Consider the following 25,893-nt stretch of genomic DNA (forward strand, 5'->3'; position numbering starts at 1 on the left):
AAAAATCCGCCGGTCGCACCTACAAACAGCTAAATCGTCGGCCGCCGTTGCGTCGAGGCGTGACCCGGCGACGGAACACGAACGAACGCGGGCGCGGGGGAGATGGGCGGTGAGCGGCCGGTATCGGCGCGGCGCGCTCGCGGCGCTAATCGGCGTCTGCTGTCTCACCGTCGCGCTCGACCTGCCGGCGTTCCGGCCGCCGACGGGCGGGTGGCGAACGGACGTGCTCGCGATCGGCGGCGTCGCGATCGTCGCGGGCGTCCTCGACATCGTGCTCACGGCCGGCGACGCGACCCCGCGCTCGGTTCCGGCCGCGATACAGGCAGCGCGGAGCGCCGACATCGAGGCGCACATCGACGAGGACGCGACGCGACGGTACGTCCCGACGACCGACGGCGTCCGCCTCCACATCGAAGATGTACCACTCGATCCCGTCGGCGCGCACCTGCTCGCGTCGCTCGATCGCGATCCGCTCGATGGGGCGACGGCTCCCGACACCGTCACGGCGCGCCTCGCCGACGTCGCGACCGGCCGCTTCGAGCTCGCGATGGACGTCCGGCCGGTCGAGACAGATGGAGTTGCGGCCGTCGTCGTGACGGACGCGGTGGGCGACCCGACCGCGGTGGACGCGCCGATCGCGTCGCTACTCGCGGTTGGGCTTGCTCGAGCCCACGACAGGCCGATGATCGTCGACGCCGCGAACGAGGGGGGCGATGGCGTCCGGCTGACGTACCGCTACGAGTAGGCGAGTGCCGGATCGAGCGTTCGGACGACCGCCGCGACGTGCGTCACGCCGAGGATGACGACGAGGAGCGCGCCGAGCAGGAGGACCCAGCGGAGACGCGCGCGCCACGGTGGCCGGGCGTACACGGGCGCGGTGAATTCGGCAGCGAGGAGGAGCGCGAGTAGCGACGCGACGACCGCCACGGGGAGCGTGAGGGCGTCGCCGAGCGCGAGCGCGAGCAGCGCGGCGAGCGTCAGCGCGGCGTGTTGACGAACGAGGCGGCGCTGTCGCAGCGTCGGCATGATCGAGACGACGGCCGCGGACGGCTTAATACCCGATGGCACGCGTTCTGTCGACGATACCACGCGTCATGTCGACAATGACACGCGTTATGTCGGCGGCTGTCGTAGTGGACCGTATATGTGGCCGTGGGCACATCTCGGACTCGCGTACGTCGCCTACCTCGTCGTCCGTCCGCGGGCGTGGTGGCGCGCGGATCGGCTCACGCTCGGCGCACTCGTGGTCGGCACGCAGCTCCCCGACCTAATTGATAAGCCGCTCGCGTGGGTAGTCGGCGTCCTCCCCTCCGGGCGCTCGCTCGCCCACTCGCTCGTCTTCGTCCTCCCCCTCCTCCTGGTCGTCGCCGTCGTCTGTCGGCGTCGCGCGCGCCGGGAAGCCGGCTTCGCGTTCGGGTTCGGCGTCCTCTCGCACCTCGCGCTCGACGCCGTCGGGCCGTTCCTCGCCGGCGACTACGGCGAACTCGGCTTCCTCCTGTGGCCGCTGACGCCGCCGCCGTACGTGGAGCCGCGGAACCTCGGCGAACTCATCGCCGCCGCGCTCGGCGCGCAGTTCTCCCGGGCGTTCGCGGTCCAGCTCGCCGTCGGCGCGCTCCTCGGGGCCGTCTTCTGCTACCACGTATGGCGTGCGGGGCACGTCGAGGGGGCGCGTCCGGATCGACGGCGTCGATAAGGATTTGCCCGCCGGCGGCGAACGTGCTGTATGATACCACTGTCCGAGGCGACGGCGCTCGTGACCGGCGGCGCGGGGTTCATCGGTGGCCACCTCGCGCGGACGCTCTGCGAGCGCGGCGCGACGGTCCGCGTCCTCGACGATTTCTCTACTGGCGCGCGTGAACGCGTCCCCGACGACGCGACGGTCATCGACGGCGACGTCCGCGACGATTCGGTCGTCGAGGAGGCGATGCGCGGCGTCGACGTTGTCTTCCACGAGGCCGCGATCGTCAGCGTGGAGCGCTCCGTCGACGAGCCGGAGACGACGCACGCGGTGAACGTCGACGCGACGCTCGGCGTGCTTGAGACCGCCCGCGAGGCGGACGCGCGCGTCGTCTTCGCCTCCAGCGCGGCGATCTACGGCGCGCCCGAGACGGTGCCGATCGACGAGTCCACCCCGAAGGAGCCGAGCTCGCCCTACGGGCTGGAGAAGCTCGCCGCTGACCACTACTGTCGGCTATATGCGGACCTCTACGGCGTCGAGACGGTCGCGCTGCGCTACTTCAACGTCTACGGGCCCGGGCAGCGCGGCGGCCCGTACAGCGGCGTCATCACGAAATTCGTCGAGCAGGCGCGGGCGGGCGGCCCGATCACGGTGCAGGGCGACGGCACGCAGACGCGGGACTTCGTTCACGTCTCGGACATCGTCCGCGCGAACCTCGCCGCCGCGACGACCGAACGCACCGGGACGGCGTACAACGCCGGAACGGGGCGCGCCGTCGAGATCCGTGAACTCGCCGCACTGATCCGCGATCGGGTTGCGCCAGACGCCGACATCGTGTACGGCGACGCCCGCACGGGCGACATCCGCGCGAGCGTGGCGGCCGTCTCGAAGGCGGCCGAAGAACTGGGGTTCGAGGCGGAGACATCGCTCGCCGACGGCCTCGACGACCTGCTCGGATAGCCACAGCGGCTTTGTCGCGCCGCCCGGTAGGGCCGTCATGTCCTCGACCGCCTCCCTCCCCGACGACGACGCGGGCGCGCTCGACATCCTCCGTGCAGCGCTCGGCGTCCTCCGCGACTCGCCCGGTATCGTCGCCATCTACGTCGTGCTCGCACTCGTTACCGCGTTGTCGAGCACGCTCGGCAATTTCGGCTCCATCATCGTCCTCGGCCTCGCGATCGTACTCGCGGCCCGCACGCTCGGTCTCGACGGCAGCGACGCGTCGAACTCGCTCGGCGTTCGCCTCCTCTTGGTCCTCGTCGCGGGCATCGTCGCCGGGATCGGAGTCGTGATCGGCTACCTCTTCCTCGTTCTCCCGGGGATCTACCTCACGCTCCGTCTCCGGCTCGTCGCCGCGACAGTGATGCTCGAAGACAGCGGCCCGATAGCGGCGCTGAGCCGGAGCTTCGATCTGACTGAAGGGCACACATGGACCGTCTTCGGCGTCTGGCTCGTCGTCTCGCTCGTCGGCCTCGCGGTCGGCGGTGCCGTCGTCCTCTCGATGGTGCCCGCCACCTCCCTGACCGACCCGACCGCTCTCCAGCCGGCACTGCGGGTCGCGAGTGCGGCCTCGACGCTCCTCACGGGGCCGGTTGTCGCCGCGTCCGACGCTGTCATGTTCGGGCTGTTCCGCACCGACGACGCGGCCGGCGCTGACGGCACGGCTGGCGACACGGATGACGTGGCACCGAACGCGCGCGTCGCCGATGAGCGCTAGGCCGCCTCGTCGAGGAGCCCTCGTGCCTCCGCGAAGACCTCGTCCGCGCGCTCGGCGTCGCGGGCTTCAGCGGTGACGCGAATGATCGGCTCCGTTCCGCTCGGCCGGAGGAGGAACCACGCGTCGCCGAGATCGACGCGAACGCCGTCGAGCGTGTCGACGTCGTCGTACGCGTCGCGTACGGTGTCGTGGAGATGCTCCATGACCGCCGTCTTATCCGCGACGTCGCGGCTCGTCCGCCGGATCGGGTACGACGGGAAGGCGTCGATGCGCTCGGCGAGCCCGGGGCCGTTCGCGACGAGTTCGACGAGATTCGCGGCGGCGAGCGGCCCGTCCGGGCAGAGGGTGTCGTCGGGGAAGATCCACGCGCCGCTCGGTTCGCCGCCGAAGGCCACGTCGTCGGCGACGGCGCGCTCGGCCACGTACACGTCGCCGACCTCGGTGTAGACGACATCCGCACCCACGTCGGCGAGCGCGTCGGCGACGAGCATGCTGGTGTCGACGGGGACGGCGACTCGGTCGCCCGCGTCGGCGAGCGCCGTAGCGAAGACGGCGAGCAGGGCGTCGCCGGAGACGAACGTCCCGTCACCCGTGACGGCCATCATTCGGTCGGCGTCGCCGTCGTGCGCGAGCCCGAGGTCGGCGTCCGTCGCCGCGACGAGGTCGCAGAGCGACTCGCAGTTCGCCGCCGTGGGCTCGCTCGGCCGGCCGGGGAAGCGCCCGTCCGGCTGGGCGTTCAGCGTCTCGACGTCGCAGCCGAGCGCGGTGAGCGCGTCAACGCTCACGCCGCCCGCGCCGTTGCCGAGGTCGACGACGACGTTCGGGGCGTCCTCGGGGTCGACGTCGACGGACGACGTAATGGCCTCGGCGTGGCGCTCGCGCGCGCTCACCCACTCGCGGCGCGCACCCGTCTCGTCCCACGCGGCGAGGTCGTCCGACTCGGCGACGAGGCGCTCGACGATCTCGTCCTGCATCGCGCCGTCGAAGGCTTGTCCCGAAGGTTGCCAGCATTTCAGCCCGTTGTACGCGGGTGGGTTGTGCGAGGCCGTGACGGCGACGCCGGCGTCCGCGTCGCGCCACGCGACGGCCCGCGCGACCGTGGGCGTCGCGGCCGGCCCGATGTCGACGACATCGCAACCGCACTCGGCGAGGCCGGCGGCGAGCGCGTCTACCAGCATCGTCCCGCTCGGCCGCGGGTCGCGCCCGACGACGACCGTCTCCGCCTTGGCCGCGAGCGCGCGCCCGACGTGTAGCGCGAGGTCGGCCGTGACGTCGTCGCCGACGCGCCCACGGATCCCGCTCGTCCCGAAGTAGCTCCGTCGCTCCATGCCGGGGTGACGGAACCCCGGACCCTAAGGCTTCCCGACGCGCCGACGAGGGCGAGTGCGGCGTCGCACCGATCGGCGACCACCGGCAGGGTTTTGCGCCCGCCCGCGGTGGGTCGTGGTATGCTGACGCGCCGTCGCGCCGTGCTGGCGCTCGCCGTCCTCGCGTGCTGCGGGGTTGGCGGTCTCCTACTCGCGCTCGCCGCGACGGGCGTGCTGAAGCCGCCGACGGCCATCAGATCGACGTATGCGCTCGTCGGTGCTGGAATCGCGCTCGCCGCCTACGCCGCGACGCGGGGCGACCCCGGCAATCGGGACGCGCTCCTTTCCGCCTCCGTCGCGTCGAAACTCGTCGTCCTCTGTGGGTTGGGAGCGATCGCCGCCACGATCGAACTCGGCGCGCGCCTCCTCCCCGTCACGGCGTTCCTTCTCGTCGCGTACGCGCTCGTCGCCGACCAACTCGCCGGCGATCCCGAAGCCGGATCAACGCTGCTCGCGCTCACGGCCGTCTTCGCCGTTCCCGTCGTCGCGAAATACCTCACGACCGGGTTCTACTTCGGCGGGACGGACGTCTTCGCGCACGTCGACGCGCTCAATCGTCTGCTCGCGACGGGGCAAAGCGCGTTGCTCCCCTACGGCTACGACCTCTTCCCCGTCTTCCACGTGTTCACCGGCGCGATCACGTTCGTCACTGGCTTCGCACCGTACGAAGCGATCGTCCTCACCGGCGTCCTCACGTACGCGGCGCTCGTCCCCGTGACGTACCTCGTCGGCGTCCGCCTGCTCGACGATCGTCGCACCGCGCTCTGCGTCGCCGCGGCGTTCACGATCCTCGATCTCCCGGCGTACGACGCGCTCTACTTCTTCCCGCAGTCGTTCGCGCTCGCGCTCCTCGCCGTCGGCTTCTACGCCGTCCTCGCGCGCCGCGCCGCCCGCCACACCGCGCGGCGGCGCGAACACGCTGTCTACGCAGTCGTCCTCGTCGCGGTGCTCGTCCTCGCACACCACCTCACGTACGTCCTGCTCGTCGGCGTCCTCTTCGCCGTCGCGGGCGTCGCCCTCCTCCGCGGCGTCCTCGCGGGCCGCCTCGGATGGGACGCCCTCGCGACGGAATCGTGGGGATGGGCGCGCCTCCGGTGGACGTTCCCGATCGTCCTCGGTCTCTGCTGTCTCTTCGCCTACCTCGTCTACTCGCCGAGCCTGATGCTCTACGCCATCGTCTCCATCGCCGCGCAGGTGCTCGGCGACACCGTGAACGCGGCGTCGTCGGTCGTCTTCAGCTACGGCGTGACGCTTCCCGACGACTCGATCGGGCGCGCGCTCGCGTGGCTGGCCACGCCGGTCGGCGTCTACGCGACGCTCGCCACCGGGCTCCTTCTCCTCGGCGGCTACGAGTTCCTCGACCGCGTCGAGTCGTACGCCAACGGGGCGAGCGTCCTCGCCGCCGCGTTCGTCCTCGCCGTCGTCCTCCTCCCGCTCCCGGTGACGCTCCCGCAGGGTGAACGCCTCCAGTTCGTCGTCGTCCTGCTCGCCGTCCTCCCCTTCGGTCTCGGGCTCGCGCGTCTGTTACGCGGCAGCGCGCGCTATCGTGTCGTCCTCGTCGCCACGGTCGTCCTCGTCGCGGCGTTCGGCACCGCGGGCGCGTTCACCAGATCGAGTGCGGACGACCTCGACGGTCCGCCCGTCTACGTCGAGCAGCGCACCGCACAGGTGGCGATGAGCGACAGCGAGTACGCGGCGATCGGCGACGTCGCGGACTACCTCCTGCGAGTGGACGAGCCCGCGGCCTCGGACATCGCGACACGGCGCGCGCTCGCGTCCGTCCCCGGCCCCCAGGCGCGTGCGGGCGCACTGCGCGTCACCCCGCACGGCGTCACCACTTCCGCCGAACACATCGTCGTCCGCGACGCGTGGACGCGCCACTTCGTTCCGACCGCCGAGAGAGACGTGGCGATCTCCGCGCAGCTCCAGTGGTACACGGTTTCGGAGGAGCGCTATCAGCACGCCGTCGCGACCCACGACGTCGTCTTCAGTAGCGACGGCGTCCGCGTCCTCGAAACGCGCGAAGGGAGCGCGCTGTTCGGCAACGGCACCGTTCCGACGGCCGGTCGACCGGGCTAACCGGGGAGGTACGTCCGAGCGAGCGCCGCGAGCGTGTACGGGTGGGGGTTGATCCGGAGCGCGCGGAGGTAGTAGTCACGAGCGCGCGCGTCGTCGCCCGCAGCGGCGTGCGAGCGTCCGATATCCGTGTACAGTTGGGTGTAGTAGATCGACACGTAGGGGTGGGCCTCGGGGACGCGCTCGCTCACGCGGTAGGCGAAGCGCTTCGAGTGGGCGAGAGAGGCCTCGACGTCCATCCCGCTCGCGGTGACGCTTTCGGGGTGGTGACGACGCGTGAACAGATCGGGACGCAGGCAGACGCCGGCCGCCGTCGCGGCCTCCAAAATATAGAGGAGGTCCTCGCCGCGTTCGAGGTCGGCGTCGAAGCGCGCCGCGACGCGCTCGGTGTCGACGAGGACAGAGGACATGAGAGAGGTGAGATCACCGACGAAGACGTCGTAGACGAAGTCGTCCATCGTGCGGGGCTCGCCCTCGACACAGAGACCGACGTCCGCCGCGGCCATCGCGTCGAGTTGGCGCTCGAGCTTGTCGTCGTGCCACGTGTCGTCGGCGTCGAGGAACGCGACGTGGCGATGCGTGGCGCGTTCGAGGCCTCGGTTGCGCGCCGCGGCCGGGCCGTCCGCCCCCTCGATGACGAGCGTCTCCGTTTCGACAACCTGCGCGTCGACGGAGTCCGTCGCCTCCGCGAGCATCCACTCCGGGGTGTAGCGTTCGCTGTACGGGATCACAACGGAAACCGGTGGGTAGTCGGACACGGCTTAGTCGACGGAGAGGACGGCGGGACGCTACTTAGTCGCTCGCACCCGACGCGTCGGTGATGCAGGGCGCGTCGATGGATTACGGCCGGCGCGTCGCCCACAGCGCGCCGCACGTCCACCACGCGAGGCGCAGGAGGTCGCCGGGGCGGGCGAGGACGCTCGGATCGAGATATGCGAGGGCGTCGCGAAAGCGTCCCTCGCCGAGGTAGTGTCCGACGAGCCCCATGCGGTGGATGCGTCGGACGTCGATGCCGCGCGCTTCGAGGTCGGCGACGAGGTCGGCGTTTCGCTCCAGATACCGCCGGTCGTTGCGGGCGTAGGCGTCCGCGGGTGCGTCGCCGGTGTCGTGGACGACCGCGAGCGGTTCGTCGACGAACGCGAGGTTCCCCCGCGCGAGGAGGCGCAACACGAGGTCCCAGTCCTCGTAGATGGCGAGCCCCTCGTCGAAGGCGATCCCGCGAAGCACATCGCGCGCGACGAGCAGTGTCGAGCCGGGCCCCATGAAGACGCGCATCGAGAGGAGTGATGCGGCAAGTTCGCGCCCGCCCTCACGGGGTGCGTCGGCGCGGAAGACGCGTGCGGAGACGAGCGCGGCGAGGCGCGCGCCGAGGCCGCCCCCGACGGTCGCGTAGTCGCAGTAGACGCCGATCCAGCCCTCGCCGCGCTCGTCGAGCGTGGCGAGTTGGCGTTCGAGTTTCCGCGGAAGCCACTCGTCGTCGGAGTCGAGAAACGCGACGTAGTCGCCGCGGGCGGCGTCAATCCCAGTGTTGCGCGCAGCACTCACGCCCCGGTTCGTCTCGTGGGCGACGGAGCGGACCCGCGGATCGTCGTATGCGCGGACGACCGCCTCGGTGTCGTCCGGGGAGCCGTCGTCCACGACGATCACTTCGAGGTCGCCCATCGTCTGCGCGAGCGCGCTGTCGATCGCGCGCGGCAGGACGTCCGCGCGCCGGTAGGCAGGGATCACGACGCTGACGCGCGGCGTCTCGCCGCTGGCTGTCTGTGCATCCGTCGGCGTGGTCGCCGCGTCGCGCGTCGGTGCCGCGTCGGTGCCGGCCTCGTCCGTCGCCGCGTCCGTCCCGTCGTTCATCCATCGATCGCCTCGCGGTGGACCTCGCGGAGGCGCTCGGCGTGTCGTTCCCACGTCCAGTCGTTGGCGAGGAGGCGCTCGTGGCCGCGCGCGCCCATCGCGCGCAGGCCGTCGGGCGAGTCGAGCAGAGCGTCGAGGGCGTCGTGGAGCGCGTCCGCGTCGCGCGGCGGGACGAGGATGCCCGTCTCGCCGTCCGCGACCATCTCGGGGACGCCGCCGACCGTCGTGCCGAGGATCGGTGTCTTCGCCGCCATCGCCTCGTACATCACCGTCGGCCGGGCCTCGGTGTGGCTCGGGTGGACGAGGAGGTCCGCAGCGACGTGCCAGCGGCGCACCGCGACGGGGTCCAGCCGCCAGAAGGCGTGCGTCCCGTGGTGCATCTCACCGAGTTCGTCCACGAACCACCAGCGCAGGTCGCCGTCGTGGCCGATCGCGGCGAGATAGACATCGTCCCGCTCCAGTTGGTTCAGCGCCGTGACGAGCTCACGGACGCCCTTCGCGTCCTCGAAGCGCCCGACGAACAGGAGGACTCGCGTGTCGGGGTCGAGGCCGAGTTCGGTACGGATCGCGTCGCGCCGGTCGGTCGGGAACTTCGCGGGGTCCTCGCCGATGGGGACGGTCTCCACTTTCGAGGCGGGCGCGAAGCGCCGCGCGACGCCAGCGAGTTCGTCACTCACGGTGAGCACCGTGCTCGCGTAGTCGATCGTCTCGCGGATCCTCGCCTGTACCGCGTCGCTGAACGCGTCGTAGTTGCGCAGGTCGCCGGCGTGCGTCATCGCGACGAGCGGGACGTCGTGTTCGCGACAGTAGTCGAGCGCGCCGTAGCCGTCGAGATAGACGCCGCAGGTGTGGACGACGTCGTGGGGCGTCTCGAAGGTCTCCGGGACGAATGTCGCGAGCCGACGGCGCATCGAGTTCCCCGAGACGTGGTAGAAGCGCGACTTCGGGAGCGCGTAAAGGTAGCGCGGGTAGTGGACGCGATAGCGCCCCCAGCGTTCGGTCCGCGGGACGTGTTTGTACTCCGAGTACGGCCCGACGGGCGGTGCGATCGGCGAGGGTGAGACGACATCGAGGTCGACACCGGCCTCGCAGAGCGCGTCGAGCGAGCGGTGGTTGAACGGCGTCCGGACCTGATGGACGTGGCTCGGGTGTTCGGCGGCGACGGCGAGCGCGCGGTAGTCGGCCGACGAGTCGTCCCCAAACATATCCGTAAGTCGCTCAGACGAGGGTTAACGTTTCCGGCGACCGGGAGAAAACGATTAATCGGGTGGGAGCGTTCGGGACCTATGTTCGGGGACGTACTCGCGGCGGCGAAACGGGTCGCGTGGCGGGGGTGTGCGAAGGCGGACGCGCGGGCGAAGGTCTGTACGCCCGCGACGCGCAACGCCGTGTTGATGTATCACTCGGTGGGTGGGCGCGAGGGGAACACCGACGGCCGGCGGTTCAGCACGGCGGCGTTCCGCGACCAACTCGCGTGGCTCGATACGCGCTACGATTTCGTCGACCTCCCCACGGTGCTCGAGGCGGGGACGTCGCCGCGCGTCGCGCTCACCTTCGACGACGGCTATCGGAACTTCCGTGCGGACGCGCTCCCGATTCTCCGCGAGTTCGACGCGCCCGCGACGGTGTTCGTCATCGCCGATCGGATCGGCGGCCGGAGCGGACACGGCGTCCCGTATCTCGATGCCGAGGAGATCGACGGGCTCCTCGCCGACGACCTCGTCACTGTCGGGAATCACACGCGCACGCACGCCCACCTCGATCGCCTCGACCCGGACGCAATCCACGAGGAGGTCAGCGGGGCGCGGGACGCACTCGAAGCGCGCTTCGGGTGCGACGTGACGCGCTTTTGCTACCCGTACGGCGATCACTCGCCCGCGGCCGTCGACGCCGTCCGCGCGTCACACGACTACGCGACGGCCGGTGAAGGCCTCGTCGGGCGGCAAACCGATCCCGCGCTGATCCCGCGGATCGACGGCGGGCGGCCCCTCTCGGTCGTCCGCTGGGAACTCACCGAGACAGCCGAGCGACTCCGGCGCGCCGTCCGGGGCGAAGGGTTATCGGCGCGGGCGGAGACGTAGGCGGTAGTGTGTCCCGAACGAACCGACGCCGGCGGCCCCCGACGGCGCTCCGTCCTCCGCGCCTCGCTCGCCGCTGCGCTCGTGGGCTCGACTGCCGGGTGTGCGTCGCTATTCGGCGTGGACGGCACCGGAACCGACGCCGACGGTGGGGACGAATCCATGGCTGAGGGCGCGCCGATCGACGACGGCGCGTTCGCGGCGCTGCGCGACGGACACGTCGTCGCGATGGCCGCGGGCATCGGCAGTGCGGCGTTCGACCCCGCGGCGTCGAGCACGCCTGTACAGGACGCCCTCGATGCCGTGGGCGCGATCGGCGGCGGGAGCGTCTACCTCCCGCCGACGACGGTCACGGAGGTCGGACCGATCCGCCCCTATCCGAACACGGGGGTCTACGGATTCGGTATGGGCGTCTCCGTCCTCCACATCCGGACGGCCGAAACGGACGGCGTGCGCTTCGATCGCGCCGAGTCCGTCCAGCGCGTCGCGCTCGACGGCTTCGAGTTGCGCGGGCCGGGCGTCCGCAAGACCACCGGCGTCGCGATCCACTACGTCGATGCGACCGACGATCCCGCGGACGACCCCGCGGACGTCCACGTCGGCCGGCTCTACTGTCGCCAGTGGGGGAACAGCGTTCTCCGCGTCGAGGCGGGCGTCGGGCCCTTCCAGTGTCGCTACGACTTCCTCCGCGCGGACGACTGCGACGCGGGCGCGGCCGGCGCGCTGCTCGACTGGCGCTCCGGCTACGGGCCCGCGAACCACTTTGGGACCGTCATCGCGTACCCGAACGCGAACGCGAGCGGCGCGCCGACGACCATCCTGCGGCAGGCCGGCGGCGAACTTACGATCGAGGACGTGTCCGTCGGTGGCACCGCGGGGACGCTCGTCGAGCAGACGGACGGCCGGCTCCACGCGGGCCGCCTCCACTGGGAGCCCGAGTCACAGCCGAGCGTCCCGGCAGCGCTCGTCCGCCTCGCCGGACCGGGCGTCACACACGTCGGGGACGTCGTCGTCGACGCCGGACGAGTCCCATCTGTCTACGAGCTCGCGAGCGGCTTCGCGAACAAACACCTCGTCGCACCCGGCACGACCCGGGGGACCGTCACCGAGAACGTCGTCCGCGTCACCGGGCCCGGCGCGAGCGACTCGCGCTCGTGGTACTACGGCTCTCGGGCCGACGTGAGCGTCGCGTCGGGCGTCGCAAACGGGGGGCGACTGCGCGTCCTCGGCGACGCCGGTACCGGACTCGCCTAAGCCCGGTACATCCCGATCGCCCAGTGGTGATCCCCCGTCACCTGCCAGCCGAGCCCCGGGTTGCCGTCCACCGCACACCACCACCCCTCGCCGTCGTCCCACGGATCGAACTGGTGGGTGAACCCCGAGATCCACCCGAATCGCTCCCCGTTCGCCGTCACGACCGGCGAGCGCGTCGCCTCGCGATCGCGATACGTCTCAGGCGTCAGTTCGGTGATCTCGTAGGCGCGCACCTGCCCGCCGTAATGATCGGTCCCGTCCTGGTAGAAGGCGAGGATCCGGTCGTCGTGGACGATCGGCCGGCCGCCTGGTCGCGCGCCCGCGGGACGGCCCTCGACCACGGGGTTCGCGGCGTGTGGCGTCCACTCCGCCGTGTCGAGCGACGGCGCGTGGTACGCGTAGAGATTGCGGCCGTCGCCACAGAGCGCCCACCAGCGTCCCTCCCACCGGACGAGCGTGCAGTCGTGGCGGTCCGCGCCCGCGGGCGGGCTGATGATCTCGGCGACGGGTTCCCACTCGCGCGGGAAGTCGCGCGCCCGGTAGAGCATCACGGGCGCGGGGGCCGCGGGGTCCTTCGACCACGCGTCGGGGACCATGTAGTGCGTGCCGTCCCACCGGAAGACGTACGGGTAGGAGAGGTGGTGTTGGGTTTCGAGGACGACGCCGTCGTACGTCCAGTCGGCCCCGTCGGGGCTCGTCGCGTGCGCGATGACGGCCGTCGGGCGGCGGTAGTGGGCGTACACCTCGAAGAACAGGTGCCAGGTGTCCCCCTGGGGGAGCAGGAACGGATCGGCGACGCAGTGTGCGCCCTCGACGTCCGTCACGTCCGCGACCGTCAGCACCGGGTTCGTGACGCCCGGCGCGGGCTCCGGATCGAGCGGGTCCCTCTCCGGCCCCCCGCGCGGGTACGTCGGGGCGTCCGGACCGTCGTAGCGGCCCGTGATCCGGTCGGGGTCGACGGTGCCGGATTGGGTCTCCGTGTGCATGTGGTGGAGCACCTCGCCGAGTCGCCACGCGACGTTTCCGACGACCGGCGACGCCCCGAGCGCGGTGCGCAGGGCGCGCAGCGCGTCGCCGGGGGAGTGACGACCCCGAGGATGGGGCGCGGGCGCGCCGTCTGGGCCGTCCCGGCTCTCTCCCCCGCTCCCACCATCTCGTCCGACCCCCCTATCTCGGCCGCTCCCACCCACCCGTCCGCCCCCGCCGTCGCCCTCACTCATCGCCGCGCGCGCCGCGTTCGCGGCGACCCTTCTCGCTCTCGGGATCGAACAGCACCGTCTCGCCGGGCCGGGTCGCGCCCTCGGTCGGGAGTTTCACGCCCGCGTTCAGGCTCGTGTTGATCCCCGTCTTCGCGCCGTCGCCGAGCACGACGCCGAGCTTCCGCCGGCCGGTCGAGACGACGTCACCCTTGACGAGCATTTTGACCGCGTTCCCGTCGTGGCGGAGGTTCGCGACCTTCGTGCCCGCCCCGAGGTTCGTCGCGCGCCCGAGCACGCTGTCGCCGACGTACGCGAGGTGGCCGGCGTGCGCGTCCGCCATCAGGACGCTGTTCTTCACCTCGACGGCGTGCCCGACCTTCGCCTCGGGGCCGACGTACGTCGCACCGCAAACGTAGGCGTTCGGCCCGACGGTCGCGCCCGCGTCGATGTAGGCGGGCCCCTCGATCACGACGCCCGAGCGGACTGTCGCGCCGGCCTCCACGACCACGTCACCTGCGAGGTCGGCGTCGGCGTGGACGTCGCCGTCCACGCGGCCATCGAGTTCGTCGAGCTTCCACTCGTTCGCTTCAAGCAGCTCCCACGGCCGCCCGACGTCGAGCCACCGCTCGAAGGCGACCGGGCTCACGGGAAACGCCTCGCAGGCCTGCGCGAGGACGTCCGTGAACTCGAGCTCGCCACGCTCGGATTCGCCGACGTCGAGCCACCGCTTCGCCTCGGCCGGCAGGGCGTACGCGCCCGTGTTCACGAGATCGCTCGGCGGATCGGCGGGCTTCTCGACGACGCCCGTGACGCGCTCGCCCGCCTCGTCGGTGAGGAGGACACCGTACTGCGTCGGATCGGCCACTCGAAACGCGCCGACGGCGGGCGCGCGCTCGTAGAGTGCCGCGAGCGAATCGTGGTCGTAGAGCGCGTCGCCGTTCAGCACGACGAACGGCGCATCAGCAAGCTTCGGGGCGGCCGCGCGCACGGCGTCCGCGGTACCGCGCTGCTCGGTCTGTGTCGCGTACGCCAGTTCGACGCCCGCGTGCTCGTCGCCGAAGTAGTCGCTCACGGAGTCGTCGTCGGGTTGGACGACGAGGACGACGCGCGACGCGCCCGCCTCGGCGGCGGCCTCGACGGTGTGTGCGACGAGCGGTCGACCCGCGACGGGGAGCATCGGCTTCAGTCGGCGGTCGGTCAACGGCCGCATCCGAGTGCCGCGACCCGCGGCGAGGACGACTGTCTGCATATCTCATCCGTCGGGCGAGGGCCACATTAGCTTATCCGACCGCGGTACCGGCGGCGTCGCGAATGGCCCGTCCGCCATCCTCGTCGAGCGTCCAGTGCGCGACCGGGGTGGGGAGCGAGACGGCCGCCGCCGCGTGCCCGAGCCCGCCAAGGAACGCCGGTGCGACGCGGACTGCACCGCCACCGTAGCCGTACGCGACCGATCCGACGTCCATGGCGCTCGCGCCCCCGTCGCGGGGCCAACGAGCGGGGTAACGGACGCGACGCCGGCGAGCTTCAGCCAATCGCGCCTGGTGAGTTCGTCAGTCGGTTCGCTGTCTCCGTTCATCACCATCTATTCGACGGCCGTCGATATAGACGTGTCTGCGAGGGGCGCGACACAAACGTCCCCTCGCGCCGACGGAGCGAGTATATCGCCACATATCGGCTATACACCCTGAGACGACCGGTACTGTGTGACCGATCGCTGTCCGGCGGCGGGATCTGCCCCGAGCGCGCTCGTCGATACAGTCGACATGCGTCGTGAGTCTGGTGGCCCCCGCACAGTTATTCCGGCAAGCGACGTAGCGTCAGGTGATGACGGAACGCGACCCGGCGTCGGCCGACCCGACCGTGAGCGTGATCGTCGTGACGTACGACTCGGCCGACACCGTCGCGGAGACGCTCGCGTCGCTCGACCGACAGACCTACCCCGACGACCGGTACGAGGTTGTCGTCGTCGACGGCGGCTCAACAGACGCGACGTGCGACGTCGTTGCCGGGTTCGACGCCCGCCTCGTCGTCGCGGACGGCGCGGGGATCGGCGCGTGTCGGAACCGCGGGATCGAGGCGACCAAGAGCGACTACGTCGCGTTCACCGACTCGGACTGTCGCGTGCCGCCGACGTGGCTCGTCGACCACGTCGCGCGCCTCGACGCGTACGCGGACGACCCCGATATCGCCGGCGTCGGCGGCCCGAACGTCGCCTTCGAGGACGACCCGGTGTTCGCCTGCGTCGTGGGGAGCTTTCAGCGCACCGCGTTCGGCTCCGGCGGCAGCCCGCAGTCGCGCGCCATCGACGACGTTCGTCTCGTGCGCTCGGTCGCTGCCTGCAACGTCTGCTATCGCCGCGCCATCTTCGACGAGTATCGCTACGACGACACCGTCAACGTCGGCGAGGACGCCGAGTTCCACTACCGTCTCGCCCGCGACGGCTATCGGTTCTGCTACGACCCCACGATCGTCGTTCGTCACCATCTCTCGCCGACGCTCCGGGCGTTCGCGCACAAGAGCCGCAGCTACGGCGACGCGATGGCGCGGATCCAGTGTCGCCACCGCCGACTCGTCCGGTGGTACTCGCCGCTCCCGACGCTCGCGCTCCTCGGCGGTGGTGCGGCCGCGCTCCGCGATCTCCGCTGCGGACCGCGCTACGTCCCGCTCGCGCTCCTCGCTTTCCTCCCAGTCGCGGTGTCCGTGGCGCGCGCCGTCGCCCGCGAGCGACGGACGCCACTCGCACTTCTCGCACCGCTGCTCCTCATCGTGCAGTACGTCGCGTACGGCGTGGGGTTCGCCGAAGGCCTCGTCGCGTCGTGTCGACGGTAGAAAGCCGTCAGGGGTCGGCGGAGCCGGGCGTTCCGGAATCGGGTCCCGCATCGACGGAGAGGTCGCGAAAGAGCGTGTCGAGCTGGTCGGGGTTCATCTGTCCCAGTAGCCCGTTCATCCGCGCTTCCTGTTCGTCGAGCTCGTCGAGAAGGGCCGCGTAGTCGTCACTCTCCTCGAGTTCCGAGCGGGTCTTCTCGGCCTCCAGGGTCGCGCGCTTTTTCGATAGCGCGAAATACGTCTGGACAGCCTCGTCGTAGTTGTCGATGGAGAGCAGGCGATCGACCGTCTCCCGCAGCTTTTCGCGGCCGACCGGCTTCGTGAGGTAGTCGTCGAACGGCATGTCGACGATGTCGAAGTCCGGGTCGACCCCCGTAACCATCGCCACGCGACAGCCGTACCCCCCCTCGCGGATGCGATCGAGGACCTCGTCGCCGGAGAGCCCCGGCATCTGCCGGTCGAGAAGGACGACGTCGACGGCGTCATCGAGGCGCTCGATGGCCTCCTCGCCGTCAGTCGCGGTTCGGACGTCGTAGTCGTCGCCGAGCCAGAGCGCGAACGCCTGCGGGATGCGCTCCTCGTCGTCGACGACGAGGACGACCGGCTTCTCGCCGGCGTCGGTATCGGCGTCGGTACCGGCGTCAGTACCATCATCGGTACTGGCGTCGATACCGCCGTCGGTCAGGATGCGAGCGTCACTACACGGGGACTGATAGTCTGCAGTACACATTGTCGGATCAGGACATCACCACATCGCGGAACTCGAAGCGAGCCCCGTCTTCGCCGTTCATCGCCTCGACCGACCAACCGTGGGCGTCGGCGATCTGCTCGACGATCGAGAGGCCGAACCCGGTTCCGGCGTCGCTCGTCGTAAAGCCGTACTCGAAGAGGTCGTCCATGGCGTCCTCGGGGAAGCCGGGACCGTCGTCCTCGACGTAGAACCCGCCGCTGAGCAGGCCGACACGGACCGTCACGTCGTCGCCGACGTGCTCGACGGCGTTTCGGAAGAGGTTCTGGAGGAGCGTCTCGAAGCGCTCGCGGTCGGCCTTCACGGCGAGCAGGTTACCTTCGATGTCGAGCGTCGCCTCGTCGGTACCCGCGGTGGCCCACGCGTCCTCGACGACGCGTTCGAGCGGGACGCGGGCGGTGTCGCCGATACTCTTGCCCTGCTTGGCGAGCGTCAGGACATCCTCGATGAGTTCGTCCATCCGGTCGAGCGTGTCGTCGAGTTCGTCGAGGAGCGGTTCGTTCTCGTACTGGGAGTCGAGGATGGCGACATCGGCCTTCGCCGTCTGGAGCGGATCGCGCAGATCGTGGCTGACGATGGAGGCGAAGCGCTCCAGCTGCTCGTTCTGGCGTTGGAGTTCGTTCTCGCGTTCGACGCGCTCCGTGACGTCGCGCATGATTCCCGAGAAGACCCGCTGCCCCTCGTAGCGGTGCTCCTCGAAGGTGATCGAGAGTTGGACCTCGTGGCCATCCTTGTGCTGGGCGGGCAGTTCGACGTTCTGCCAGTCGAGCGTGCGTTCGCCCGTCCTGAGGTACGCCTCGATCGCGGCATGGTGCGCGTCGCGGAAGCGCTCGGGCATGATCGTCGTCAGCGGCTCGCCGACGAGCTCGTCGGGTTCGTAGCCGAAAACCCGCTCCACCGATCGGTTCGCGAAGAGGATTCGACTCTGCTCGTCGATGGAGACGATGGCGTCCGAGCCGTTCTCCACCAACACCTCGAAGAAGTCCTTATCGAGGACGCCCGGTTCGACGTTGCCGCTCTCGTCGAACACGGACGAGTTTACGGAGTCTTCAGCGTCGAACGGCGGTCCTGATGATGACATGGACGGACTAGCTACCGATACGTTTCGACCGTCACGCGGATAGCTATTGTGGTCGCGAGAGAATCCTGCCCTTTAGGGCGTGAATTTGTGGTCGCGACGCTGTCGTCGGTCAGACCTTCACCATAACCTTGACGGCGTCGCGTTCGTCCATCGCGCGATACCCCTCCGGCACGCCGTCGAGATCGACAGTTTTGGTGAAGATCGGCGACGGGTCGAGCGTCCCCTGCAGGACGTCGGCCATCAGGTCGTCGATGTACTGCCGGACGGGCGCGACGCCGCCGCGGAGCGCGACGTTCTTCCCGAACGCATCATCGAGGAACGCCGCCTCGTCGACGCCCATCGGAACGCCGACGAAGCCGACGGTGCCGCCGGGACGTGCGACCGCGAACGCCGTGTCCATCGAGGACTCCGCGCCGACGCACTCTAGGACGTGATTCGCCCCGCCGTACGTGAGCTCGCGCGCCCGCTCGATCGCCGCCTCGCCGCGCGCCGCGACCGTCTCCGTCGCGCCGAACTCCTCGGCGATTTCCAACCGATTCTCGTGGTGGCCCATCGCGACGATGCGCTCCGCCCCGAGGCGCTTGGCCGCGAGCACGCCGCAGAGCCCGACCGCGCCGTCGCCGACGACGATCGCCGTGTCACCCGCCTCGACGCCCGCGCTCACGGCCGCGTGGTGGCCCGTGCACATGACGTCCGTCAGCGGGAGGAGGGATTCGAGGACATCCTCGTCGTCCGCGTAGCGTTCCGGGATCCGGACGAGCGTCCCGTCCGCGTAGGGTGCGCGGACCTTCTCGCCCTGTGCGCCGTCGTGCTCGCCGCCCCACCCCTCGTCCTCGACGCAGGACGTGTAGAGCCCCTTCCGACAGAACTCGCACTCGCCACAGGAGATCGCGAACGGCGAGAGCACGCGATCGCCCGGCCGCAAGTGCGTCACGTCGTCCCCGACGGCCTCGACGACGCCCATCGGTTCGTGGCCGACGCGCCCCGGCGTCGGGTAGTCGCGCTCGCCCCGGTAGAACCAGAGGTCGGAGCCACAGACCGCCGTGTGCGTGATGCGCACGATCGCGTCCGTCGGCTCCTCGATCTCGGGATCGGGTACTTCCTCCACGCGGATGTCGCCTTCGCCGTGGTAGACGGCTGCGTCCATGTGCGAGGGATCACCCGGCCGGGGCAAAAAGCCACCCGCCCCGGCGGACGACGCCGCGAAGGCGGCCTCCCGCTCGCCTCCGCGTCGCTCGCGTGTCGCTATCGCTCCCGCTCGCCGTTCCGCGGAGACTCGCTAGCGCTGCTCACGGGTCGCTATCGCTCCCGCTCGCTCGTTCCGCGGATGCTCGCTAGCGCTCGCATCCGCGTGCGTCTCCGCGTCGCTCGCGTGTCGCTATCGCTCCCGCTCGCCGTTCCGCGGAGGCTCACTATCGTTCGCCTCCGCGTCCGCCTCCCTGACCCGCGCGCCCTTCTCCGCAAGGTGGCGCGTCTGGTTCCGCGCGAAGTCCTCCTCCTCAGTACCGCGCGTGGCGAGCACGTAGACGAGCGCGCGCCCCGCCGGCCGCATCGTCCGCCCCGCGCGCTGTGCGCCCTGCCGGCGCGACCCTCCGAGTCCCGAGGCGACGATGGCCAGCTCGGCGTCCGGAAGGTCGATCCCCTCGTCGGCGACGCGTGAGACGAGGAGGACGTCACGCTCGCCCGCGCGGAACTCGTGGAAGATGCGCTCGCGCCGGGAGTGCGGGGTGTCGCCGCTGACGAACGGGAGCGACAGCGCGTCCGCGAGCGCCTCGCCCTGATCGAGGTAGTCCACGAAGACGAGCGTCTTCGCCTGCGGGTGCGCCTCCAGGATCGCGCGCACCTCATCGACCTTCGCGGGGTTGGACGCGGCGAGCATCCGGCGCTCGTGGCCGTCCGCGCTCGCGTACTCGTAGCGGTGCTCGTCGTCGGCCCACGGGACGAAGCGGATCTCGACTTCGGGCTCCTGGACGAAGCCCGCCTCGAAGAGCGCCTCCCAGTCCGTGCCGATCGGCGGCCCGATGAGCGTGTAGATGTCCGCCTCGCGGTCGTCGCCCCGTACTGGGGTCGCTGACAGCCCCAGGCGCGCTGATGCCTGCAAGTCCGCCGTACGGCGGAAGACGTCGCCGGGAATGTGGTGTGCCTCGTCGTAGACGACGAGCCCCCAGCGCTTCTCGTCGAAGAGCCGGCGGTGGCGCTCCATCCCCGCCGAGGAGTACGTCGCGATCGTCACGGGCCCGATCTCCTTCACGCCGCCGTGGTACTCGGCGACGTCGGCCTGTCCGAGCGTCGTGTATTCGAGGATGCTGTCGCGCCACTGGCCGACGAGCTCGCGGCCGGGGACGAGGATCAGCGTCTCGCGGCCGATCTCGTCCATGACGCCGAGCGCGGCGACGGTCTTGCCGCTCCCCGGCGGGCCGACGAGCACGCCCGACCCCGACTCGACGAAGCGCTTGACCCAGCCGCGCTGGTAGTCGCGCAGCGAGAGGCGGAGGTCGAGGTCGATTTCGGTACCCTCGTCGAGCGTCCGGTCGTCCTGCACGGGGTAGCCCGCCTCGTAGAGGTCGCGCTTGACGGTCGCGACGGCCTCCGCGGCGACCCACGCCTCCGTGTCGGTGATCGGCGCGCGGATCGTCCCCTCCGAGAGGTGTTGTTCCGCGACGTTCCCCATCATCTCCGGGGAGGAGGCCTCGAGGACGACGTACCCCTCGTCGTGCGTGTAGAGGCGGAACTGGCGGGCGCGACGCCACTGGTCGGTAACGAACTCCTCCAACGTGGGGTAGCGATCGCCGAGCGCCTGTCGGAGCGTGCGCTGCAACGCCTCGACGTCGTCGTGGGGCGCGCCCCAGATGTCCTCCTCGCGCACCCGGTAGCGATAGGCGTTCTCGCCGGTCGTGTCGGTGAGCGTCGCGAACTGCGCGAGTTGCGCGCGCGTGAACTGCGAGGGCTGGTCGACGACGACCTCGCGGTGCTCGGGGAAGACGACGACGCGCTCGCGCTCCGTCGTGTGCGCCCAGTCGGTCGGGAACCACACGACGGGATCGTTCGAGACGTCGACGCGCTGGACGGCCGCGTCCGCCTCGGCGAGCGCGTCGAGCGCGTCGCTCGCCTCTGCCTGCGTCCAGCCGAGGACGCTCGCGAGGCGGCCGGCTGTCACGATCGGGCGGCCGACGGACTCCAGGGCGTCGTAGAAGGCATCGAGGGAGAGTGTCGGATCGGCTTCGTCGCTCACTACCTCGCGGTAGGCGACTCGCGTTGAAACGGTTTGCGTCGTCGCCGCGGGCGGACCAGTCAGCCGCGCCGACGCGTCCGAACGTACCAGAGCGTCGTGACGACAAGGAGGACGCAGAGCCCGCCGAGGAAGAACGCGACGCCGGGCTCCGCGAGGAGAGCGAGCAAGCCGTGGCCGCCATCAGTCGTGGTGGTCGTCGTGGTCGAGCGCTGGACGTCCATCGTGCTGAAGCCGCCCCCGTCGCTCGGCGTCGTCGCGGGCGATGTCTCGCTGCCCGCGGACCCGAACGTCGGGAGGAGCGAGCCGGGCGCGAGGAGGGCTTGCACGACGAGCGCGGCGATGCCGACGGCGACGACGCCGCCCAGGAACCGTTTGAGGGCGTCGAACGCGCCCGTCTTCTGGTCGTTGTCGCCGGCGAAGACGACGACGGCGTCGTTCGCGGGCGCGTACACCTTCATCTCGGTGCCGCGCTCCGAGTACCAGGTGTCGGCCACCGTCACGAGGCCGGCATCGCTGAGGTTGTCGAGGTGATACCGCGCGTTCTGGAGGGAGGTGTCGACGTCGTCCGCGAGGTCGGAGGCAGGGCGGGGGTCGTCATAGATCGCGGTGAGGATGCGCCGGGCGGTACGCGAGCCGAGGGCGTCGAACACCTCGTCCGCGGCATCCTCGTCGATCCCGACGAGTCGGGGGTTCCCCGCGTCCGCCTCGACGTCGGTGCGGAACGGGAACAGGCTACCCATCGTCGGAACTGACGGCACGCGGGGGACAAATAGCTTCGCGTCGGGACGTGGCAGGCGGTCCGGCTCGCGGAGTGCACGGGACGCATCGACCGACACCGCCGATGGGAGGCAGGATGGAACCGAACCCCTAAGACCCACGTCCCCGACCGTTCGGGCATGGACCGGGTAGCCGTCATCGGCGCGTCGATGACCCAGTTCGGGCAGCGCGACGCTTGGGTCCGCGAGTTACTCGCGGAGGCGGGCGAGGCCTGCCTCGCTGACGCGGGCATCGACGCCGACGAGTTGGACCACCTCTACGTCTCGAACATGGCCAGCGGCGAGTTCGAGGGTCAGACCGGGATCCCGAACGCCCTCGCGCACGACCTCGGCGCGCTCGGTGCCTACACCCAGCGCGTCGATCAGACGAGCGCATCCGGCGGCGCGGGCGTCTACGCCGCCTGGCAGTCCGTCGCGTCGGGCGCGAGCGAGTTGACGATGCTCGTCGGCGGCGAGAAGATGACCCACCGGAGTACGGCGGAGGCGACGGACGTCATCGCCTCGCTGACGCATCCGGCAGAGTACAAGCACGGCGTCACGCTCCCGAGCTTCGCGGGGATGACCGCCCGGCACTATTTAGAGCAGTACGACGCGCCCCGCGAGTCGCTCGCCAAGGTCGCTGTCAAGAACCACGAAAACGGCGTCGACAACCCACACGCGCAGTTCCGCAAGGAGGTCGATGAGGGGACGGTGTTGGAGTCGCCGATCGTCGCCGATCCGCTGCGCCTCTACGACTTCTGCCCGATCACGGACGGGAGCGCCGCGCTCCTCTTCTGCCCCGAATCCGTGGCCGCTGAGTACACTGACAACTACTCGGTAATTTCGGGTATCGGCGGCGCGACGGACACCCACGTCGTCCACGAGCGCGACGACCCGACCGTCATGGGTGGCGTCGTCGACTCCTCCGCGGACGCCTATGAGATGAGCGGGCTCGGCCCCGACGACGTCGACGTCGCGGAACTCCACGACATGTTCACGATCCTCGAAGTCCTCCAGCTGGAGGACCTCGGCTTCTTCGAGAAGGGCGAGGGATGGACGGCGGCCGATGAGGGCGTCACGGCACGCGACGGCGCACTCCCGATCAACACCTCCGGGGGTCTCAAGTCGAAGGGCCACCCGCTCGGCGCGAGCGGCGTCGCACAGGTGTACGAGATCCACCGGCAGGTCACGGGCGAAGCGGACGCACGACAGGTCGCGGCGGACGTCGGCCTCGCCTGCAACGTCGGCGGCTTCGGGAACTGCGTCACGACGACGATCGTGGAGGCCGCAAAATGAGCTTCGACGCCTACCGCTGTGAGAACGGCCACATGACGTATCCCGGCCACACCGTCTGCCCGGAGTGTGGCGCAGCACAGACCGAGACCGTCGACCTCGAAAACGAAACCGGGACGCTCGTCACATGGACGACGAGCACCGCGACGCCGCCGGGCGTTCGCGAGCCGAACCACCTCGGCATCGTCGAGTTCGCCGTCGACGGCGAGACGGTGCGCGCGCTCGGCCAACTCACCACCGTCGACGGCGAGACGGTGCGCGCGCTCGGCCAACTCACCACCGGCGACGTCGAGAGCGGCGACGCGATGACGCCCGTCTACTGCGAGGAACTCCGCGACCCTGAGGCGGGCATTCGCGAACCCGAGAGTCAGACGTGGGACGGGTATCGGTTCGAGCCCGTCGAGGAGGACTGACTCGGGACGGACTGACTACGCGTCGTCCCCACCCGAACCATCCGACGCATCGGCCTCGTCGTCCGCGTCGTACTCGTCGCGGAGCTGATCGAGTTCGTCCTCGACGCGCTCGGTGCGCCGTTCGCGCTCCTCTGACGCGTCGTCCGCGTCGTCGACCGCGATCCCGGCTGTCTCACCGGCTTCCCGTTCTCGACGCGGTTCGCGCGCCGCCTCGACTTCGGCTTCGAGGTCGGCGGTGAGTGCACGCGCGTCTTCAAGCAGGTCGCGGGCCGCGCCGTTCTCCGGGAGCGCGTCGCCAGAGACGGCGTCGCGGAGGTCCGTCAGCGCGGCGTCAAGTCGATCGAGTGTCTCGCGGCCGGCGGGTGGTTTCGCGTTCTCGCGTCCCGGTTCGACGAGCCGGAGCGCGGCGCGCAACGCCTCGAGCGCGCGGATCTGTGCCTCGAGGAGCGCGATGGTCGCCGGGATCGCGTCGTCGACGGCGAAGCGGACGAACTCGCGGGGCGTCGGCGGGCGCGGGAAGGAGAAAGGGCCGCGTCGCGGAGCGCGCCCGCCGCGCCGGTCCCGCGCCACGCGGAGGTCCGCGACGGCATCTTCGAGGGCGTCGACGCGCGCCGCGAGGTCATCGGCGGTGTCGTCGGTCATACGCGTAGGCGGGACGGCCGAACGGATAGCGTTACCGCCGCCTCAGAGCCGCTCGTGGAACCCGCGAAGGTACTGATTCGGCACGTCGATCTCGTCCTCGTAGCCGAGTTCGTAGGCGGCGTGGAGGGCGAAGTACGGGTCGCGGAGGAACTCGCGACCGATGATGACGAGGTCCGCGCGATCGTTGCGGACGATTGCCTCGCCCTGCTCGGGCGTGGTGACCCCGCCGACGGTCCCCACCCGAATATCGCTCTCGGCGTTCTTGCGGACGTGCTCAGCGAGCGCGAGCTGATAGTTCGGGCCGGCCCAGTCGGGGAAGGAGGCGGGACTGATGCCGCCGGAGGAGACGTCGATGAGGTCCGCGCCGGCTTCGTGGAGGACGTCGGCGAGGCGCGCGGACTGCTCGACCGTCCACGATTCCTCGTCGTCGATCCAGTCGGTCCCGGAAAGGCGGACGAGCACGGGCTTCTCGTCGGGCCAGACCTCGCGGACGGCTTCGGTGACCTCGCGGATGAGGCGCGCGCGGTTCTCGAAGCTGCCGCCGTACTCGTCGTCGCGGTCGTTGGTGACGGGCGAGAGGAACTCGTGGAGGAGGTAGCCGTGCGCGCCGTGGACCTCGGCAACCTCGAAGCCGGCGTCGAGGGCGTGCTTGGCACCCTCGCGGAAGGCCTCGACGACGTCGTCGATGTCGTCGGCATCCATCGCCTTCGTCGGCGGGGCTTCCGCCTCGTACGGCCACGGCTCGTCGCTCGGGCCGACGACCTCCCAGCCGCCCTCGTCGGGCTGGAGGGGCTCACTACCCTCCCACGGACGGGTCTTGGAGGCCTTCCGGCCGGCGTGGGCGAGTTGGATGCCGGGCACCGCGCCCTGGCTCTTGACGAAGTCGGTCGTCTCCTTCAGCGCGTCCGCGTGCTCCTCGCTCCAGATACCGAGGTCTTCGGGCGTGATGCGCCCGCGGGGTTCGACGGCGGTCGCCTCGGAGAGGACGAGGCCGGCACCGCCGACGGCGCGCGATCCGAGGTGGACGTGGTGCCACGGCGTCGCGAGGCCGTCGCGGTCCTCGACGGAGTACTGACACATCGGGGAGACGGTGATTCGGTTCGGAATCTCCGTCTCGCGGAGCGTGAGAGAGTCGAAGAGGTGCGTCATCACGCGGGGATAACCGCGCGCCCCGAAAAGGGGTAGTGGACGCGGGGCCGTTTGCCGAGACCCGCGCTGGTGGGCCGCGCTACGCGTCGTCGAGATGGGCCTCGACGGGATCCGTGTCGTCGTCAGCATCGCCGTCGTCGTCACCGCCCTCGGCGTCGCTCTCCTCGACGTCATCGTCCTCGTCACCGGAGTCACCGTGTCGCTCGACCTCGATTTCGACCTCGACCTCCGCGCCCGCGACGTCGAGTTCGGCTTCGGCCTCGCTGGAGGAGCCGAGCTCGACTTCGAGTTCGTCCCGGTCGATCTCCACTTCGACTTCCACCTCGACATCGATGTCGTCGCTCATGCTCCAAAGGAGAGAGCGCGTCCACTACGGCCTTACGGCCGAGTGTCGATCACTAGTCGCCCCCTCGACGCGCCCGATCTGTGCGTCTTTGGAGAAGAACGGACGATGGAGTCGGACACGGCGGAGGGACGCAGCGGACGACCGAAGGAACGGTGTCTCGTCCGTCGACACAACACGCTTAAGCGGCG

At 70.4% G+C, this 25,893-nt stretch carries 26 protein-coding genes; 10 read left to right on the forward strand and 16 right to left on the reverse strand.

Translation table 11 applies throughout. From position 1 onward, the window contains the following. The first annotated feature begins 109 nt into the window (after positions 1-109). Positions 110-745: a DUF7982 domain-containing protein gene (locus ABDZ36_RS11235; protein WP_211312047.1), complete on the forward strand. Its 636-nt coding sequence runs from the start codon at positions 110-112 to the stop codon at positions 743-745. On the opposite strand, the gene ABDZ36_RS11240 is transcribed toward ABDZ36_RS11235, so the two are convergent. After that, complete coding sequence (locus ABDZ36_RS11240; RefSeq protein WP_211312048.1) at positions 736-1,068, reverse strand: DUF8044 family membrane protein; 333 nt, start codon at positions 1,066-1,068, stop codon at positions 736-738. The genes ABDZ36_RS11235 and ABDZ36_RS11240 overlap by 10 nt on opposite strands. Positions 1,069-1,144: 76 nt before the next feature. On the opposite strand from ABDZ36_RS11240, the gene ABDZ36_RS11245 reads away from it, so the two are divergent. From ABDZ36_RS11245 to ABDZ36_RS11255, 3 genes are read left to right on the forward strand one after another with little or no spacing between them, the layout of a single operon-like run. After that, positions 1,145-1,693: a metal-dependent hydrolase gene (locus ABDZ36_RS11245; protein ID WP_211312049.1), complete on the forward strand. Its 549-nt coding sequence runs from the start codon at positions 1,145-1,147 to the stop codon at positions 1,691-1,693. 30 nt (positions 1,694-1,723) lie between these two features. Then, on the forward strand, positions 1,724-2,638 hold the full coding sequence (locus ABDZ36_RS11250; protein WP_211312050.1) for an NAD-dependent epimerase/dehydratase family protein: 915 nt from the start codon (positions 1,724-1,726) through the stop codon (positions 2,636-2,638). A 37-nt stretch (positions 2,639-2,675) separates the two neighbouring features. After that, the gene (locus ABDZ36_RS11255) at positions 2,676-3,395 is read left to right on the forward strand and encodes a DUF7847 domain-containing protein (RefSeq protein ID WP_211312051.1); all 720 of its coding nucleotides are present in this window, start codon (positions 2,676-2,678) and stop codon (positions 3,393-3,395) included. On the opposite strand, the gene glmM is transcribed toward ABDZ36_RS11255, so the two are convergent. After that, positions 3,392-4,723: a phosphoglucosamine mutase gene (gene glmM / locus ABDZ36_RS11260; RefSeq protein WP_211312052.1), complete on the reverse strand. Its 1,332-nt coding sequence runs from the start codon at positions 4,721-4,723 to the stop codon at positions 3,392-3,394. The two genes, ABDZ36_RS11255 and glmM, sit on opposite strands and share 4 nt — an antisense overlap. 120 nt (positions 4,724-4,843) lie before the next feature. Here glmM and ABDZ36_RS11265 point away from each other — a divergent pair, with 120 nt between their 5' ends. Next, complete coding sequence (locus ABDZ36_RS11265) at positions 4,844-6,841, forward strand: hypothetical protein (RefSeq protein ID WP_211312053.1); 1,998 nt, start codon at positions 4,844-4,846, stop codon at positions 6,839-6,841. Here ABDZ36_RS11265 and ABDZ36_RS11270 read toward each other — a convergent pair. The 3 genes from ABDZ36_RS11270 to ABDZ36_RS11280 form a co-directional block, all read right to left on the reverse strand. Continuing rightward, complete coding sequence (locus ABDZ36_RS11270; RefSeq protein ID WP_343749317.1) at positions 6,838-7,596, reverse strand: glycosyltransferase family 2 protein; 759 nt, start codon at positions 7,594-7,596, stop codon at positions 6,838-6,840. The two genes, ABDZ36_RS11265 and ABDZ36_RS11270, sit on opposite strands and share 4 nt — an antisense overlap. An 82-nt stretch (positions 7,597-7,678) precedes the next feature. After that, entirely contained in the window at positions 7,679-8,689 is a 1,011-nt protein-coding gene (locus ABDZ36_RS11275; protein WP_211312054.1) for a glycosyltransferase family 2 protein, read from the reverse strand. After that, positions 8,686-9,894 (reverse strand): glycosyltransferase family 4 protein, encoded by a 1,209-nt coding sequence (locus tag ABDZ36_RS11280; RefSeq protein ID WP_211312055.1) that lies wholly within the window; start codon positions 9,892-9,894, stop codon positions 8,686-8,688. The genes ABDZ36_RS11275 and ABDZ36_RS11280 overlap by 4 nt, the downstream gene beginning before the upstream one ends. 81 nt (positions 9,895-9,975) lie before the next feature. Here ABDZ36_RS11280 and ABDZ36_RS11285 point away from each other — a divergent pair, with 81 nt between their 5' ends. Both ABDZ36_RS11285 and ABDZ36_RS11290 read left to right on the forward strand, forming a co-directional pair. Then, positions 9,976-10,770: a polysaccharide deacetylase family protein gene (locus tag ABDZ36_RS11285; protein ID WP_211312056.1), complete on the forward strand. Its 795-nt coding sequence runs from the start codon at positions 9,976-9,978 to the stop codon at positions 10,768-10,770. Between the two features lie 6 nt (positions 10,771-10,776). Next, the gene (locus tag ABDZ36_RS11290; protein ID WP_211312057.1) at positions 10,777-12,021 is read left to right on the forward strand and encodes a hypothetical protein; all 1,245 of its coding nucleotides are present in this window, start codon (positions 10,777-10,779) and stop codon (positions 12,019-12,021) included. Here ABDZ36_RS11290 and ABDZ36_RS11295 read toward each other — a convergent pair. Genes ABDZ36_RS11295 through ABDZ36_RS11305 form a run of 3 tightly spaced genes read right to left on the reverse strand, consistent with a single transcriptional unit; the run spans position 12,018 to position 14,683 of the window. Next, entirely contained in the window at positions 12,018-13,241 is a 1,224-nt protein-coding gene (locus ABDZ36_RS11295; RefSeq protein WP_211312058.1) for a glucosamine inositolphosphorylceramide transferase family protein, read from the reverse strand. The genes ABDZ36_RS11290 and ABDZ36_RS11295 overlap by 4 nt on opposite strands. After that, the gene (gene glmU, locus ABDZ36_RS11300; protein ID WP_211312059.1) at positions 13,234-14,469 is read right to left on the reverse strand and encodes a bifunctional sugar-1-phosphate nucleotidylyltransferase/acetyltransferase; all 1,236 of its coding nucleotides are present in this window, start codon (positions 14,467-14,469) and stop codon (positions 13,234-13,236) included. The genes ABDZ36_RS11295 and glmU overlap by 8 nt, the downstream gene beginning before the upstream one ends. A gap of 31 nt (positions 14,470-14,500) precedes the next feature. Continuing rightward, positions 14,501-14,683 carry a hypothetical protein gene (locus ABDZ36_RS11305; protein WP_211312060.1) on the reverse strand — a complete coding sequence of 61 codons (183 nt, stop codon included), beginning with the start codon at positions 14,681-14,683 and terminating at the stop codon, positions 14,501-14,503. A gap of 361 nt (positions 14,684-15,044) precedes the next feature. Between ABDZ36_RS11305 and ABDZ36_RS11310 the strand changes: the two genes are divergently transcribed. After that, a complete protein-coding gene (locus ABDZ36_RS11310; RefSeq protein ID WP_211312061.1) occupies positions 15,045-16,049 on the forward strand; it encodes a glycosyltransferase in 1,005 nt (334 codons plus the stop codon). A gap of 7 nt (positions 16,050-16,056) precedes the next feature. On the opposite strand, the gene ABDZ36_RS11315 is transcribed toward ABDZ36_RS11310, so the two are convergent. The 5 genes from ABDZ36_RS11315 to ABDZ36_RS11335 all read right to left on the reverse strand — a co-directional run bounded on the left by ABDZ36_RS11315 (position 16,057) and on the right by ABDZ36_RS11335 (position 21,847). Then, positions 16,057-16,776: a response regulator gene (locus tag ABDZ36_RS11315; RefSeq protein ID WP_211312062.1), complete on the reverse strand. Its 720-nt coding sequence runs from the start codon at positions 16,774-16,776 to the stop codon at positions 16,057-16,059. Positions 16,777-16,783: 7 nt separating this feature from the next. Continuing rightward, positions 16,784-17,824 carry a PAS domain S-box protein gene (locus ABDZ36_RS11320; RefSeq protein WP_211312063.1) on the reverse strand — a complete coding sequence of 347 codons (1,041 nt, stop codon included), beginning with the start codon at positions 17,822-17,824 and terminating at the stop codon, positions 16,784-16,786. Positions 17,825-17,984: 160 nt separating this feature from the next. Next, positions 17,985-19,022 carry a zinc-dependent alcohol dehydrogenase family protein gene (locus tag ABDZ36_RS11325; RefSeq protein ID WP_211312064.1) on the reverse strand — a complete coding sequence of 346 codons (1,038 nt, stop codon included), beginning with the start codon at positions 19,020-19,022 and terminating at the stop codon, positions 17,985-17,987. Positions 19,023-19,253: 231 nt separating this feature from the next. Then, on the reverse strand, positions 19,254-21,107 hold the full coding sequence (locus tag ABDZ36_RS11330; protein ID WP_343749318.1) for a DEAD/DEAH box helicase: 1,854 nt from the start codon (positions 21,105-21,107) through the stop codon (positions 19,254-19,256). A gap of 59 nt (positions 21,108-21,166) precedes the next feature. Further along, positions 21,167-21,847 (reverse strand): ArsR/SmtB family transcription factor, encoded by a 681-nt coding sequence (locus tag ABDZ36_RS11335; RefSeq protein ID WP_211312065.1) that lies wholly within the window; start codon positions 21,845-21,847, stop codon positions 21,167-21,169. Between the two features lie 156 nt (positions 21,848-22,003). Between ABDZ36_RS11335 and ABDZ36_RS11340 the strand changes: the two genes are divergently transcribed. Both ABDZ36_RS11340 and ABDZ36_RS11345 read left to right on the forward strand, forming a co-directional pair. Then, complete coding sequence (locus ABDZ36_RS11340; protein ID WP_211312066.1) at positions 22,004-23,158, forward strand: thiolase family protein; 1,155 nt, start codon at positions 22,004-22,006, stop codon at positions 23,156-23,158. Next, positions 23,155-23,568 carry a Zn-ribbon domain-containing OB-fold protein gene (locus tag ABDZ36_RS11345; protein ID WP_211312067.1) on the forward strand — a complete coding sequence of 138 codons (414 nt, stop codon included), beginning with the start codon at positions 23,155-23,157 and terminating at the stop codon, positions 23,566-23,568. The genes ABDZ36_RS11340 and ABDZ36_RS11345 overlap by 4 nt, the downstream gene beginning before the upstream one ends. Before the next feature lie 15 nt (positions 23,569-23,583). Here ABDZ36_RS11345 and ABDZ36_RS11350 read toward each other — a convergent pair whose 3' ends face one another. The 3 genes from ABDZ36_RS11350 to ABDZ36_RS11360 form a co-directional block, all read right to left on the reverse strand. Next, positions 23,584-24,210, reverse strand: a complete 627-nt coding sequence (locus tag ABDZ36_RS11350) for a DUF7547 family protein (RefSeq protein WP_211312068.1) — start codon at positions 24,208-24,210, stop codon at positions 23,584-23,586. A gap of 42 nt (positions 24,211-24,252) precedes the next feature. After that, on the reverse strand, positions 24,253-25,359 hold the full coding sequence (locus tag ABDZ36_RS11355; RefSeq protein ID WP_211312069.1) for an NADH:flavin oxidoreductase/NADH oxidase: 1,107 nt from the start codon (positions 25,357-25,359) through the stop codon (positions 24,253-24,255). Between the two features lie 79 nt (positions 25,360-25,438). Next, positions 25,439-25,705, reverse strand: a complete 267-nt coding sequence (locus ABDZ36_RS11360; RefSeq protein WP_211312070.1) for a hypothetical protein — start codon at positions 25,703-25,705, stop codon at positions 25,439-25,441. Positions 25,706-25,893 lie beyond the last annotated feature (188 nt).

This window comes from Halarchaeum salinum (genome assembly GCF_039520965.1).
Taxonomy (GTDB): domain Archaea; phylum Halobacteriota; class Halobacteria; order Halobacteriales; family Halobacteriaceae; genus Halarchaeum; species Halarchaeum salinum.

Excerpts from the sequence above, each read along its gene's own strand:
- ABDZ36_RS11245 (WP_211312049.1), top strand. The coding sequence starts at position 1,145 with ATGTGGCCGTGGGCACATCTCGGACTCGCGTACGTCGCCTACCTCGTC.
- ABDZ36_RS11250 (WP_211312050.1), top strand. The coding sequence starts at position 1,724 with ATGATACCACTGTCCGAGGCGACGGCGCTCGTGACCGGCGGCGCGGGG.
- ABDZ36_RS11255 (WP_211312051.1), top strand. The coding sequence starts at position 2,676 with ATGTCCTCGACCGCCTCCCTCCCCGACGACGACGCGGGCGCGCTCGAC.
- glmM (WP_211312052.1), bottom strand. The coding sequence starts at position 4,723 with ATGGAGCGACGGAGCTACTTCGGGACGAGCGGGATCCGTGGGCGCGTC.
- ABDZ36_RS11265 (WP_211312053.1), top strand. The coding sequence starts at position 4,844 with ATGCTGACGCGCCGTCGCGCCGTGCTGGCGCTCGCCGTCCTCGCGTGC.
- ABDZ36_RS11275 (WP_211312054.1), bottom strand. The coding sequence starts at position 8,689 with ATGAACGACGGGACGGACGCGGCGACGGACGAGGCCGGCACCGACGCG.
- ABDZ36_RS11280 (WP_211312055.1), bottom strand. The coding sequence starts at position 9,894 with ATGTTTGGGGACGACTCGTCGGCCGACTACCGCGCGCTCGCCGTCGCC.
- ABDZ36_RS11285 (WP_211312056.1), top strand. The coding sequence starts at position 9,976 with ATGTTCGGGGACGTACTCGCGGCGGCGAAACGGGTCGCGTGGCGGGGG.
- ABDZ36_RS11295 (WP_211312058.1), bottom strand. The coding sequence starts at position 13,241 with ATGAGTGAGGGCGACGGCGGGGGCGGACGGGTGGGTGGGAGCGGCCGA.
- glmU (WP_211312059.1), bottom strand. The coding sequence starts at position 14,469 with ATGCAGACAGTCGTCCTCGCCGCGGGTCGCGGCACTCGGATGCGGCCG.
- ABDZ36_RS11305 (WP_211312060.1), bottom strand. The coding sequence starts at position 14,683 with ATGGACGTCGGATCGGTCGCGTACGGCTACGGTGGCGGTGCAGTCCGC.
- ABDZ36_RS11310 (WP_211312061.1), top strand. The coding sequence starts at position 15,045 with ATGACGGAACGCGACCCGGCGTCGGCCGACCCGACCGTGAGCGTGATC.
- ABDZ36_RS11315 (WP_211312062.1), bottom strand. The coding sequence starts at position 16,776 with ATGTGTACTGCAGACTATCAGTCCCCGTGTAGTGACGCTCGCATCCTG.
- ABDZ36_RS11325 (WP_211312064.1), bottom strand. The coding sequence starts at position 19,022 with ATGGACGCAGCCGTCTACCACGGCGAAGGCGACATCCGCGTGGAGGAA.
- ABDZ36_RS11335 (WP_211312065.1), bottom strand. The coding sequence starts at position 21,847 with ATGGGTAGCCTGTTCCCGTTCCGCACCGACGTCGAGGCGGACGCGGGG.
- ABDZ36_RS11340 (WP_211312066.1), top strand. The coding sequence starts at position 22,004 with ATGGACCGGGTAGCCGTCATCGGCGCGTCGATGACCCAGTTCGGGCAG.
- ABDZ36_RS11345 (WP_211312067.1), top strand. The coding sequence starts at position 23,155 with ATGAGCTTCGACGCCTACCGCTGTGAGAACGGCCACATGACGTATCCC.
- ABDZ36_RS11350 (WP_211312068.1), bottom strand. The coding sequence starts at position 24,210 with ATGACCGACGACACCGCCGATGACCTCGCGGCGCGCGTCGACGCCCTC.
- ABDZ36_RS11355 (WP_211312069.1), bottom strand. The coding sequence starts at position 25,359 with ATGACGCACCTCTTCGACTCTCTCACGCTCCGCGAGACGGAGATTCCG.
- ABDZ36_RS11360 (WP_211312070.1), bottom strand. The coding sequence starts at position 25,705 with ATGAGCGACGACATCGATGTCGAGGTGGAAGTCGAAGTGGAGATCGAC.